This is a genomic window from Paenibacillus endophyticus, assembly GCF_014192395.1.
Taxonomy (GTDB): domain Bacteria; phylum Bacillota; class Bacilli; order Paenibacillales; family Paenibacillaceae; genus Pristimantibacillus; species Pristimantibacillus endophyticus.
Genome location: NZ_JACHXW010000002.1, coordinates 38,959 through 52,541 on the forward strand (window position 1 = coordinate 38,959; position 13,583 = coordinate 52,541).

Annotated in this window: 7 protein-coding genes and 2 pseudogenes; 3 read left to right on the forward strand and 6 right to left on the reverse strand. The window is 46.2% G+C overall.

The features are described 5' to 3' along the window. Positions 1-14: 14 nt before the first annotated feature. Together FHS16_RS02875 and FHS16_RS02880 are read right to left on the reverse strand one after the other, a co-directional pair. A complete protein-coding gene (locus FHS16_RS02875) occupies positions 15-1,019 on the reverse strand; it encodes a hydroxyacid dehydrogenase (protein WP_183558650.1) in 1,005 nt (334 codons plus the stop codon). Next, the gene (locus tag FHS16_RS02880) at positions 1,016-1,873 is read right to left on the reverse strand and encodes a sugar phosphate isomerase/epimerase family protein (RefSeq protein ID WP_183558653.1); all 858 of its coding nucleotides are present in this window, start codon (positions 1,871-1,873) and stop codon (positions 1,016-1,018) included. Before FHS16_RS02880 ends, FHS16_RS02875 begins: the two co-directional genes overlap by 4 nt. Positions 1,874-2,040: 167 nt before the next feature. Between FHS16_RS02880 and FHS16_RS02885 the strand changes: the two genes are divergently transcribed. Further along, complete coding sequence (locus FHS16_RS02885; protein WP_183558656.1) at positions 2,041-2,961, forward strand: AraC family transcriptional regulator; 921 nt, start codon at positions 2,041-2,043, stop codon at positions 2,959-2,961. 405 nt (positions 2,962-3,366) lie between these two features. Here the strand turns inward: FHS16_RS02885 and FHS16_RS31590 are convergent, their stop codons facing one another. Further along, positions 3,367-3,912 carry a GyrI-like domain-containing protein gene (locus tag FHS16_RS31590; RefSeq protein WP_246431621.1) on the reverse strand — a complete coding sequence of 182 codons (546 nt, stop codon included), beginning with the start codon at positions 3,910-3,912 and terminating at the stop codon, positions 3,367-3,369. 21 nt (positions 3,913-3,933) lie between these two features. Further along, a pseudogene (locus tag FHS16_RS32190) lies at positions 3,934-4,233 on the reverse strand (helix-turn-helix transcriptional regulator); the annotation flags it as partial. 39 nt (positions 4,234-4,272) lie between these two features. Between FHS16_RS32190 and FHS16_RS32195 the strand changes: the two are divergent. Next, positions 4,273-4,653, forward strand: a pseudogene (locus FHS16_RS32195) (DUF4386 domain-containing protein); the annotation flags it as partial. A gap of 121 nt (positions 4,654-4,774) precedes the next feature. Beyond that, positions 4,775-4,960, forward strand: coding sequence for a hypothetical protein (locus FHS16_RS32200; protein WP_281378980.1), 186 nt, complete (start codon positions 4,775-4,777; stop codon positions 4,958-4,960). A gap of 245 nt (positions 4,961-5,205) precedes the next feature. Here FHS16_RS32200 and FHS16_RS02900 read toward each other — a convergent pair whose 3' ends face one another. Next, entirely contained in the window at positions 5,206-5,802 is a 597-nt protein-coding gene (locus FHS16_RS02900; RefSeq protein ID WP_183558661.1) for a Uma2 family endonuclease, read from the reverse strand. Positions 5,803-6,113: 311 nt separating this feature from the next. After that, positions 6,114-13,403: an S-layer homology domain-containing protein gene (locus FHS16_RS02905; RefSeq protein WP_183558663.1), complete on the reverse strand. Its 7,290-nt coding sequence runs from the start codon at positions 13,401-13,403 to the stop codon at positions 6,114-6,116. Positions 13,404-13,583: the final 180 nt, after the last annotated feature.

Sequence of the window (13,583 nt, forward strand, 5' to 3'; positions counted from 1 at the left end):
CATCATGTTGAATTTCATCTTGGCGTCAACCTGAGGAAATGCTCAAGCGAGATCTGGCCCTGCAGCGGCTCGCCTGCTGCGAACCTTCCCAGCTCATCGACGATGAAATCGCAAAGTTCTCGTTTAAGCAGCCCATGATATCCGCCGATATGCGGCAAACATAGCACATTAGGCAAAGACAGAAACTCATGGCTCGCTGGGAGCGGTTCCTGGTCATACACATCGATTGCAGCCGAAATTCGGCCTGTCCGCAGCTCAGCGGCAAGAGCTTCCTCGTTCACGATCGGGCCGCGTGCTGTATTGACGAAGAGTCCGCCGTCCCGCAGCCGCCGCAGCTGCTCCGTGCCAATCATACCCTGCGTCCGCGGCGTCCAGGTATTATGCAGCGAGACGATGTCGCTGCGTTCGAACAGCTCGTTCAACCCGCATAGCTCTACACCCAGCGCTTCCGCTTCCGAGGGCTGGCAATAGCTCGAGTACAGTAAAATTGTCGTAGCGAAAGGCTGCAGCATCCGAATGACTTGTTTGGTTATTTCACCATAACCGACTAAACCTATAACCCGCCGGGTAACGCCTAGCACGGTTTCTCTATTATTGATGCTCCACTGACCTTGCTTCATTCCAGAGCTGTATCCCGCATGGTTCCACGCTCCAGCGAACATTAGCGAAACCGCGCACTCCGCTGTGGAATTCGCCAACACTTTATTCGCCGACGTTACCGCTATAGGAGTCGCGAAAACATCATCGCTAACAATGGAGGCGACGCTTCCAGCTCCATGACCAATGAATTTAAGCTTGCCTGCCCGTGCAAGCACTTCCGGCGTGAAGAATGGCGAGCCCCAAGACGTGATGCACGCGTCATATTCACCAATTTGTTCAGCCAACTGCTCACTTGTGAATCGCACATCCATCGGAACAAAATCAACTTCAGAAACAATGTTCAGCTTGCTCAGCACCTGATCTTGCCAAAACATCTCACGCAGACCGGCGTCCGCGATTGTCACTAATGTTTTCATCATACAGTACCTCGATTCTTATCATTTTGGAGTAGATTAATCATATAGTCTGTATAATGCGGAAAAATGATATCGGGCTCCATGCCCGGCACTTGCAGCTCACTCCGCCATTTTGTCTCCCATTCAAGCGAATAATAGCCGGTGTATCCTGATTTCTCCAGAAGCTCTATTATAGACGCAATAGGGATTTGTCCCTCTCCAATTTTCGTATACTGCCAATTCGTCACCATTGGATCTTCAACGGGAATACCGTCTTTGACATGAACATGAACACACTGCGATCCCAGAAGCGCAATCGTATCCGCTGGCGCTTCTCCCTCCTCCAGAGGATGGATGACATCATAGATAACCAAACAATTATGCCTGTTCACGTCATCAAGCAGCTTTCGCAAGACGCGGCCGGTAGAGAATTCATTATGCGTTTCAATCCATACCTGCACACCGTGAGCAGCTGAATAATCGCATGCCTGCTGAAGCTGATTCACCAGAATTTCATAGGGAATATCCGGGACCTGCTGGTCTCTGCGATAAGTGAAATACCCAAGAAATACGCGTACTCCCCGAGCTTCCAAATCATGGGCCAAGGCTGCGACCTTCTGAAAATGACGAAATTGCTCCGCATCTCCTTCGCTGCCTGTAAAACATACGCCGGAGGCGATATCCGTGATGGTCAAACCCGCTTCCTTCATTGTTGCAAGAGCCTTCATCCGCTCACCTGAGGTCAGACCGGTATGGATGGCCCATGCCTCGCCTTCCCTAAGCTCCAGACCTTGAAATCCGACTTCCTTTGCCGCAGCCACGATTTCCTCTAGGGTCCAGCCCTCACAAGGAATCGTACTGAATGCCAGACGCTGCATACTGCTCCCCCTCCAGTGCTCCTACGTTCGAATGCTTACATTCATTATGACAGCCGGTTTTAGAGAGCGCTTTCCTTTTTCCGCGTATTCTTTGAACATTTACGTGATTCCGTGTATCTTAAGGATGAGAGAGAAATACTGGATGGATTCCAACCGCGGAGGATACGATGCCGGAAAACTCTGATTACCCGATTTATGCCTACAAAGAAATGCTGGATGAACAATTTCCATTCAAAATCGAGAGCCGCAGCCGTTCAACGATGAATACGATTCTGCATGCGCATGAGCATCTCCAGCTATGTTATATGCTGTCGGGCAGCTGTCTGCACTTCGCGGCGGGCCGGCATTATGTGCTGACCAAAGGCGATCTTTTCTCGATTCCGCCTTACCAGGAGCATCGGCTGGATCCCAGAGATGACATGGATTTTGTCATGATTCAAGTCGACTTCATGCCGCATGCCGTCAATGAGAATCTGCGCGATATGACGCAGATGCAAACATTCGTTGACTTCGCCTATATTCGACCTCTAATCTCGGAATCGGATCTAATGCCCAAAATCACCTTGCCACCCGCAACCCAATCGATCGTGGAAAGCCTGCTTGACGTGCTCTTGCGCGAATGGGAGGAACGCGAGGAAGGCTACCGCCTGGCCATTAAAGCCGAGCTGTTAAGGCTCCTTGTCATTATAGGCCGGCAGTATAAACGTTATGTTCAAACCCAAGGCCAGCAGGAGCGCCAGAAAGTAGCTCAGCACCGGGAAGCCTTTTACGAGGCAATAACTTATATGCAGACTCATTACAATGAGGATCTTCACCTTGAGGAGGTAGCGGCAAAAGCGCTTATGGCCCCTTCCTATTTCAGCTACATGCTGAAGCTGATTCAGGGCAAATCCTATATCGAGCTGCTTTCCTCTATTCGCATGCAGGCTTCCATGGGGCTGCTGAACGAAACCGGTCTAAGCATATCCGAGATCGCTACGCGAGTGGGCTATAACCATATCAGTCACTTCAACCGCACCTTCAAGAAGCATACAGGCGTTACTCCGGGCGATTACCGCAGATCAGGCTCAGGTGAGCTGTTGCCTTGAATTTCGTGAATGGCTTGGCGCTCCAGGCAATATCTCGAGGAGCTGCATATTTGTTCTTAAGAGTAGGAATAGAAATACAGCTAACTGTCGAAGCTGCAGCATTCGTCTAGCTGCACCAATGTCAGCCAGCTGTATTCCATGCATTTAACCGGATCCCAGGATCCGGTTTTTTTGGTTGGCATTTTTTTAAAAATAATGAGTTCACTTTGCCTTAATAAAGTAGACAAAATGAAGACCTTCTTTGTCGCTTTGTATATTTGACAGGTGAGAGTCTCGAAATGTATTTTTCGTTACAGCAAGATTTGGAAAGTGTATGCTCAGCCATTATGTTATCTTTTGTTCATCTAATAAAATAAAACAGTCTGGAGGGTTAGAAGCAATTGCGATTACGATAGACCATCAAGATTAAACTGAATCGATAGGCAGCCTTTTGATAGGAGCATAAATGTGGTAGTCCGAATCCAGATTGTGAATGTCATCAAAAAACTGAATAAGTTCGATATGTGAATCGTCCGCTTCCTGCCTGGAAATCTTTAAAAACCTTGCATAATCAGTTTTGAGAACGTCACCTATATCTAGGAGGTCACCAGAATACATGAACTTGGCACAAAAGAGCCGTGGTACATCAAGGGTAAAATAGAATGGTCTATTTATCTGAATATCAAATGGAATTCCGAACAGTACCTTGAAACGGGTTGAATTGGGTTCGCAATTAGAATAAATGACGAAACATGAACCATTAACCGTTTCATCAATTTCGTTTAATAGTTTAAGCGATTGAGACCGAATCTTCGTCTTGTAATCATCAGTCGCCAGGTCAACCTCAAAGGCTATGCCGCTCACTCGGATTGAATCAAACTCCGTTAGAGTGAAATCAGTAACAATATCACCATTGATGTTTTTAATGGGTCTTTTAACCACTGAAGGTATTGGTGTTTGAGTAATGTTCATATCTTTTACTCTTAGAGAGCTTGGAGCTATACCGAATTGGCGTTTGAATGCGCGGGTGAAGGAGGATTGCGTACCAAAGTTTAACTGGTAAGCAATATCTGTAAGTGGCATATTCTCGAGTTGAATGCATGGTAACGATGCGTTCAATCGTCTAGACAATATGTAATTGTTTAACGTACAACTCATCATGGCAGAAAAAAGTCTGTGAAAGTAGAATTTGGACATGTTGAATGTACTAGCCACAGACTCTAGTGATAAAGGCTGGTCTAAATTGTTCTCTATATGGATTAGAGCACTCTCTATGACTATATATTGTTCCATAATAGCCCCCAGGAGGTAAAATTTATGACGCAAGATAGAATGAATGGGATCATCATCGGTGTTTTTTATTTTGTTGCTGCAGTCGCTTCAGTCATCGCTGTCATTTCTTATGAGCCGCTGTTGTCTGAACAATGGTATATGTCTGTGGCCAATGGATTTAAAACAAAGGTTTTACTCGGTGTCATTAACGATCTCTTGCTCGTTCTGTCAGCAGTAGGAACAGCGGTTATGCTGTTTCCTTACCTTCGTCGCTGGAATGAACATCTAGCACTAGGACATCTATGCTTTCGATTTATGGAAGCCGTTCTAATTGCAATCGGCGTGGTGAGTATACTAGGTTTATTGCAACTTAGTATTCATTATGAAGCAAACAGCTTAACCACTGAAGAAAATCTTTACGAGATCGGTTACATGCTCCAAGCTTTCCATCGTTGGACTTCAATGCTAGGTCCAAATTTCATGTTGGGTGTCAATACGGCAATGTATAGCTATTTTGCTTTATCGAACCGGTTTAGTACCAAGACCGTTATCGTTGTTTGGTATGATTACGGCTGTACTCGTATTTATAGCCGGTCTATTAGAAATGTTCGGTATGGTAGAGCCTCTATCTGCCGTAAAAGGAATTATTGCTCTACCCGTGGGCATTTATGAGTTGAGTCTGGCGACCTGGTTGATTGTAAAGGGATTTCATAAGGAAAACCTCAATAAACTAAGAACGAAAATATAGTTAAACTTATTCAGGTTTAATGCTACCCTGTATCGAAAGAGGGTCCGTCCATATGGATGGACCTCTTTATTCTAAAAAGATCATAAACACCATTACGGTTAATGTGGATTACTTCCCTACGCTACTAGATTGGCAGCGTGATATTCTTACTATCTTAAATTATGAGGCTTCGTATCGCCAATAGAGTTCTTGGAATAAAAAATAACCGGTCGAGTGTGTATCTCGCCGGCTGATTGTGTTTGTTATTATAGACTAAATAACGTGTTCATTGGAACCTGTAAGTCTTGAAAGACGATGGATTGGATCGTTTCCTGCTCCGTATATAAATCACGTATCTGGTAACTGCCATCCTCCAGCGCATACACATGAACCGTTCGATTCCCAGGATCGACAATCCAATATTCCTGCACCCCATGCTTTTGATATAAGTTGAATTTTTCATTAAAGTCCTTCAATGCAGTGGACGGTGACAACACTTCAATGATTATAGTCGGCGCACCGTGACAGCCGTTCTTGGATATTTGGTCCTTAGAACAAACAACCGAGAGATCAGGCTGAGTGACATGGTCAGGTGATTGGTGCTCTTCACTTTCACTGAAAAACACATCAAACGGAGCCACGAACACATAGCAACTCCGATTCTGAAAGTACGTCCGTAGGGCGAAATGAAGCTCTCCAACAATAAATTGATGCAACGAAGTCGGAGATGGAGACATATTATAGGCTTTGCCGTTAATTAACTCCCACGTTCCTTCCCATGTCAGCCAATCTTGATAGGTATGGATTTTCTTCTCATCTGGATTTGACACAATGTTCGACCTCCTCCTGATTTTACGTATCATATTAATGTAATTGTAACATGATCAAGCGGATCGTTGCTATTTTCACTCCTTTATTACCATCAGTATTACCCGATTATTAACAGTGTTTCATCTAACCTAGAAATTCTCATAGGAGATGCAATAATGACAACATCGGATATGAAAGCATTGGAATATGCCATCGATGAGATCACGGAGAAACTATTTTTGCCAGGGAGGCGAGGGCTCTCGTCTCCCTTTATATACAGATTTTTTCTCAGTACGATCAATGTACAAAGAATCTTTTTTTGAAAGCCTAAAATTCTCTACGATAACAGCCTCTTATCCAACATTTATTGACTTCCGTTGCTCCTCTGTGACTTAAGCTTTAGCAAAACCGTCACGGCCTCGGCTCTTGTTGCCCGATCTTGCGGCGCGAATTGCCCAGCGTCCTTGCCTTGCATGATACCCGCTTGCCGTACGGCAGTAACGCTGCTTTTTGCCCATAATGGAATGTCTGTATCATCTGCAAAATGAGTTGCTGCATTCGCATCGACTGTCATATCTAGAGCGCCTGCGATCACAACGGCCATCTCTGCACGCGTAATCTCAGCGCTCGGACGGAAACTGCCATCGTCATAGCCGTTCATCCAGCCTTCTCGCACTGCGAGCGAAATCGCTGCCTGTGCCCAAGCCCCGATATCCGCGCCATCTGTGAAATTCAGCTTCGCGCCTTCCCCTTGCGGCTTCAGGGTATTCATCAGCATGACTGCAAATTCCGCACGCGTCACATTACGATTTGGCTTGAACGTGTCATTCGGATAACCCGAGACGATGCCATTCTCCACCGCTTGCTTAATCATTGCCTCTCCCCAGTGTCCAGCTATATCACTAAAATTCGCTGCTGCAACAACTGCTTTCCCCACTGCAAATACGGCGTATTTTGTAAAATGGTTCACCGTTACGCTGATTTGATTCCTATTGATCGTACCGCCTGGAACTTCCACCCACACCTTGTGGACTTCGTCATAATAAAACACTGCTGCTGTTTGACCGCTTTGCAAACTAGCTTTGTTGAAAGCGAAGGTCAGCGTTATCGGCTTACTGAAATTTTCCGTGTAGTTTTTCAGAATTTCGAAGACCGGGCTCGCTAGAATTTCTTTATCCGTGACTAGCTGTTGTGTATGTAATACTTTTTCTATCGTAATCTTGAGTTCTTTGGCTGAAGCATCCGGTGGGATCGAGACTATAACCTCTTGGTTCAAACTAACTTCGCCCGTTTGACCAATCAACAACGTCAAATTCCCATTTGTAGAGGTAACAGTCGTATGAATTGGCGGCGATGTATGGCTGTCATCAGGGACAACGACTGGTGTGCTGTCACCTCGTGTCACTATCACGGTATACGTCTTGACAGTCCCATCTTGCGCAGTAACAACAAGAAAGATGGGATTGGGACCAACACGCAAGCTAATCGCTCCGCTCGCTAATCCACTTGCTGTGGAAATACCGTTTACGGCCATCGTCGCTTTACTTTCATATACGCTTCCCGTTACCGTTATACGCGATATGTCATTCCCCACACTAGATGTGTAGGTTGTTGTACCAGAAGCGAAGATTGGACTAAGCACTCCGCTCGATAACAAGATAGCGCTAAGGTCAGCATTGCTGCTGGCTACCGGTACAACCGGAGCTCGGTTCACGATCAATTGATACGTATTCATCTCTATACCATCTTCCGCTGTTACCTGAATGTTGATCAAATTAGCTCCCTCATTTAAGCTAGGTACGGTATAAGCGTATACATTGCCACTTATAGAAGTAGAATGGGAAGTCAACCCTGTAACCGTCAGAGTTTGGTTTGGATTGGCTTTGGTAACGGTCCAAAGAAGACTCGTAACCGTGCTCGCAACATCTACTCGATAAGCAAGTTTAGACGGCTCAAACGTTAATGTGCCTTGATCAATAGTCAGACCCGACAGCAAGGCTTCGTCGCTGACCCTTGTGACTTGGATCCTGTAGGTTTTCGTAGTCGTGCCATCCTGTGCGGTTACGCCTACGATAATGGTATTCGTCCCTACATCCAAAGGAATCGCTGCGCTCAGCTCTCCGCTTGCAACAATCGCTCCGTTTACTTTCACATTCGCCGTCTCATCTGCCGCCGTTGGCGTAACCGTTAGACTCGCGATGCTGTTCGGAACGCTCAGCGTATAGCTCGTTACTGCCGCGTCTAACCTTTCGATCCATGCTCCGCTGCTTACATGCAATCCTCTCAAATCTGCGTTATTGCCTGCTGCTTCCGCAGCCACAATCAGCGTGAATGCTCTAGTCTCGCTTGCTTCGCCTTTGCTGACCTTCGCAGTTAACGTTACCGTCGTATTGCCCGTTGAATGTGAAGGACGTGTTACCACACCAGTCGTGGCGTTAATTGCGATATGGTTGGATGCCCACATAACTGTCGTTTCGTTTATTCCTGTTGCTGGCAAGCCTACATCATGCGTTACACTCGCTGCTACATCGCTGCCGCCATAAGTAATTGCCAGCGCCTTGATCGCTGCGGATACCGCTTGTGTATCCGTCTGCTCTACGATTACATGGGTTGGTAAACTTTCGTTTAGCCCTGCATCCGTTGCCGTAACCGTAAGCTGCGTACCTGCTGTTTGAGCTGCAACCGGTACGAAGTAGGCTCCATCTAGTGCTGCTAAGGCAGTTCCAAGTAAGCTTGCCCCTGCTTTCACCTTTACCGTAGAACCCGCCTCCGCTGAGCCTGTTACGAATGCATCTTCAATATTTACTTCGTTCACTAAAGGTGCTGTTGGTGATGTGATATCGGCTGTTACCGTTACAGTCGATGTTAAGCTTACATTGTTTACTGCATGCTTGGCGATTATCACAAGCGTCTTACCTGCGGTTTGAGTGGCAATTGGTATGGCGAACATACCATCCGTTACGACTGCTGTTCCCAATATGTGTGCATCCGCGCTTACCGTTACCGTTGAGCCAGCTTCCGCTGTACCTGTAATGGCAGTATCGGCAGTAGTCACCGCATTTACCTCCAATGGCATTGTTAAAGCGGATGATACCGATATGTCAATGGGCTGGCCATTGCTGTCCTTGAATGCTCCTGCATCGATCAGTAAATGGTTACCCGATCCAATCAATGCATCCTTAAAGTTGATTTCAAGCATGCTCGCGTCAGCTGTAGATGATAGGATCTCAACTGTATCCTCTGAGCCTAGCGCTGAATAGGTTGTCTGGCCTGCTCTTTTAACCGTAATCTTACTCTTAAACGCATCTAAAGTGCCAGCCTCGACGGCAAACGTATGAAAGGTAACCGTCACTTTATTATGGCGTTCACTTACGAGTGAATTCACTGAGCTATCCAGCTGAACTGCGCGGTAGTAGCACTTTTTATAGGTATCTGGCGCAGGATCCATACCTCCGAACGCAACCCGGTTACATCCGATACCATTCGTAACGACTTTAGATAAATAGCCATAATTAGCCGGTACAGTAGGTGCGCCTATTCCCCAGTATCTCACCTCTTTCGTCCCTGAAAAACTACAATTTCCATTCTCCGCGGCACAATCTGTCCAATCAAAGGTGCCATCTGGTGCAGTTGGCAACAATGTTAAAGAGGATGTAATGGTTATGTTGATCGTCAAGCCATTGCTATCCTCGAACGCTCCAGGAGCTACTTGTATCGAATTTCCCGAACCAACTAACATGTCTTTGAAGTTGATCTCAAGCGTGCTCAAGTCAGCTGACGATGTTGGATTCGCAACCATGTCTTCTGCATCTAGCGCTGTGTAGGTTGAAGAGCCATTTTTTTTAACGGTAATTTTACTCTTCAAATCCGCTAAAGATCCAGCCTGAATGGCATACGTATTAAATGTAAAAGTAACTTTCGTGTTGAGCCCGCTGACCACTGTCTTTACGTTATTATCAAGCTGTATATCACGATAGTAACATCTTTTCGTCGTGCCATATGCAGGATCAACATTACCGAAAGCAGCCTTTGAGCAAGCTTTAACATCAGTAGCAATTTGGGATCTAAAGCCGTAGTTAGCGGGTACAGCAGGCGTACCAATTCCCCAATATCTCACTTCTTTCTTGCCGGCAAAGCCGCAAAATTGGTTTTCTTCCGCACAATACGTCCAACCCAAGCTGCCGTCTGGCGCCGCGGGTAACAGCGGTAAAGGAGATGTCACCGAAATGTCAATGGTCTTGCCATTGCTGTCTTTGAAGGCTCCCGAAGCGATTTGTATCGCATTGTCTGAACCCGTTAACGGTTCCTTAAAATAAATTTCCAGCGTACTTACAGCCGAAGATGTTGGGTTTACAACTATATCTGCTGCACCTAACGCTTTATAAACGTTCTCTCCTGCTCGTTTAACCGTAATCTTATTCTTCAATTCTTCTAAAGTGCCAGCCTGAATCGCATACGTATAAAATGTCATTTTCACTTTATTATTGGGCCCGCTTACGGCTGTTTTTACCGCACTATCTAGCTGGACATCACGGTAGTAACAATTTTTAGACGTTCCAGGTGCAGGATCGATACCGCCGAAGGCTGCCATGGAGCATGTCGCTAAACTTGTATTGATTTGAGAGCTAAAACCATAATTAGCGGGAACAGCAGGCATACCTATTCCCCAGAATCTCACTTCTTTCATCCCCACAAAACTGCATCTCCCGCCATCCGCAGCACAATTCGTCCACCCTCCGCTACCGTCTGGTCCGAGACCTAACAACGTTAAAGTAGACGTAATCGCTATGTCGATAGAGTCGCCATTAAGATCCTTGAATGCTCCAGGGAGAATCCGTATAGCGTTGTCTGAACCAACTAGCGTGTCCTTGAAGGTGATTTCAATCGTACTCGACGTAGGCGAAGATATTCTATTGGCTACTGCATCCTCTGGACTCAGCGCTGCAAAGACAGCTTCACCTGTCTTTTTAACAGTAATATGATTTTTCAAATCTTCTAAGGTACCAGCTTGTATCGCATACGTATTAAAGGTGAATGTCACTTTATTATTGCGCCCGCCAACGGCGGTAGACACGTTATAATCCAACTGGACATCCCGGTAATAACACGCTTTTGCTGTTCCATAGGCAGGATCACTATTGCCGAAGGCAGCCATTGTACACGCCGTACCTCCCGATACGACTTTGGAACGAAAGCCATAATTAGGCTCTGGCGTGCCAATTCCCCAGTATCTCACTTCTTTCGGCCCTTCAAAGCTGCAATTCCCGCCATCCGCAGCACAATACGTCCAACCAGGACTGCCGTCTGGAATAACGCCTGCTACGATGGCATTCACCGCTATGTCGATGAAATCGCCATTACTATCTTTGAATGCGTTGGAAGCTATCCGTATAGTGTTCTCCGTCCCAACTAACGGGTTCTTCATATTTATTTCGAATGTACTCAAAGTATCCGAAGAGGTTACATTTGCAAGTGTATCTTCGGTATCCAGCGCTGTGTAGGCCGAATCACCTGTTTTTTTAATCGTTATTTTCTTTTTCAAATCTTCTAAGGTTCCAGCTTGAACGGCGTAGGTGTTGAACGTGACCTTCACTTTCGTATTGCTTCCGCTGACGGCCGTCGTCACGTTATTATCAAGCTGAACGTCACGATAATAACACCTTTTGGCGGAATCCGATGCCGGATCACGATTAGCGAAAGAAGCTGGCGTACATGCCGTATTACTTGTGCTTACGATTGATTGAAACTTATCAGGTTGGTCAGTTGCCCAGAAGCGTACTTCTTTCCTTCCTGTGAAGCTGCAAATGCCACTCTCTACGGCACAGAATGTCCAACCCAGGCTGCCGTCTGGTGCATCGCCTATGGCAAGAGTCTCCTTGAGTGCAGAAGTAATCGATATATCTATTAGCTCGCCCTTATTATCCTTGAATGCCTCAGGAGCGATCTGAATGGCGTTCCCAGATCCAACTAGCGGATCCTTAAAGTTAATTTCGAGGGTACTAGAAGCAGTCGTCGAGGTCAGATTGGCAACTGTATCCTCGCTATCTAGCGCTTTATAGGCAGAGTCACCTGTTCGTTTAATCATAATTTTACGCTTCAAGTCTTCGTTTGTGCCGGCCTGTATGGCGTATATATTAAATGTGAATGTTACCTTGTTATTGAGTCCGCTAACGACTGTTTTCATTTCACTATCCAGCTGGACATCACGGAAGTAACATCTTTTCGGAGAACCTGGTGCAGGATCATAATTGCCAATAAAGTACGTCTGGCATCTCGGACTATCCGTAACATCTCTAAATATATGAGTGAGATAACCATAATTAGGACCTATCCCCCAGAATCGCACTTCTTTTGTCCCTCGAAAAGAACAATTCCCGCCTTCATCACCACAATCCGTCCAACCCGGGCTACCGTCTGGTCCAGTTGGTAAAGTCGCTATTGAAACAGTGACCGGCAAATGAATCGGTTGGCCATTGCTGTCCTTGAAAGCCCCAGGCGCTATTTGGATGGTATTCCCCGGACCGACTAACGTATCCTTAAATTTGATGACAAGCGTACTCGACGCAGCCGTAGAGGTTGGATTTGCAACCGTATCTTCAGCGCCTAGAGCCGTGAAGGCAGCCTCACCTGTTTTTTTCACAGAAATCTTACCCTTTAAATCATCCAGCGTGCCCGTTTGTTTGGCATACGTATGAAAGGTCAATATCGCTTTATTATTAGGGCCGCTCATGGTCGTCGTCACTGCGCTATCCAGTTGAACGTCACGGTAGTAACACCGTTTATCCGTCCCAAAAGCAGGATCGATGCCGCCGAATTCAGAAACGGCACAATACGTACTGTACGTACTAATTTTAGATACATAATCATAATCAGCGGGTACAGCCGGAGCACCGGTTCCCCATAATCGTACTTCCTTCGTCCCGTTAAAGTTACAGAAGCCGTATAACGGAGTACAATTCGTCCAGCCAAGGCTGCCGTCTGGCGCTTCGCCTGTTACGGAAGACGTCACCGATACTTCTATCGGATCGCCGTTGCTATTCTTGAACGCTCCAGGAGCTATCCGTATCTCGTTGTCCGAACCGACTAATGCGTCTTCAAAGTTGATTTCAAGCGTACTCGACGTCGCGGTAGATGTTGGGTTCGCAACAGTATCTTGGGTGCCTAGAGCTGAATAGGCTGCTTCACCCGTTCTTTTCACTGTAATCTTACTCTTCAAATCTTCTAAAGTGCCAGCCTGTATGGCATAAACATGGAATGAAAAGGTCACTTTTCTATCGCCTCCACTAGCCATGGACGTCACTTTGCTATCAAGCTGCACATCACGGTAGTAGCACTTTTTACTCGTTCCAGGAGTAGGATCAATATTGCCGAAAGCAGCGGATGTGCAGAGTGTCCCTCCAGTCAACAATTGAGAAGTAAAGCCATAATTAGCGGGTATTGCCGGCGTGCCGATCCCCCAGAATCGCACTTCTTTGGTCCCTGAAAATGTACAAGCTGTTCGCTCTGCTGCACATTCCGTCCAACCATCGGTACCGTCTGGTCCGTTGGCTAGCACAGGTAACGTGAATAAAGATGAAAATGGCGTCGATGAAACGATCATCAAACCCAGTAATAAACGAACCGTATATCTTTTTAATAACGCCCTCTTGAACATATCTACCTTCACTCCTCTTAACTCTGTACGTCCCTTGCCGCAAACTAAGTCAAGTCTACTACAGCCTAATAAAAGAATAATGAAAAATCCGGTCATAAATAGACAAAAACCGCGCAGCAGAAGGCTTCGCGGTTTTTGTCTATTTTTATTGGTCATGCCTCGTAACATCTCGTCATTGTG